General features: G+C 66.8%; 1 pseudogene. It reads left to right on the top strand.

The annotated features are described in order from the left end of the window. A pseudogene (locus tag AC0L3B_RS39355) lies at positions 1-283 on the top strand (NYN domain-containing protein); the annotation flags it as partial.

Here is a 283-nt window from a genome sequence, read left to right as displayed (position 1 = left end):
AAGGAGTTCATCGACGCCTCCGGCCGCCGCAAGGTCAAGGGCAACATGGACATCGAGCTCGCCGTGAACGCCATGGAGCTCGCCGAGCACATCCGACCAGATGGTGCTGTTCTCGGGTGACGGCGACTTCCGCTCTCTGGTCGAGGCCGTTCAGCGCCGCGGCGTGCGGGTCACCGTGATTTCCACGATCGCCAGCCAGCCGCCGATGATCGCCGACGAGCTGCGCCGGCAGGCCGACGTCTTCACCGACCTCGTCGAGCTGCAGTCCAAGCTCGGTCGCGAC

It is taken from the genome of Bradyrhizobium sp. Kon56, from assembly GCF_055807635.1.
The sequence above is the reverse complement of the archived record's forward strand: the minus strand, read 5'-3'. Positions and strand labels throughout refer to the sequence as shown.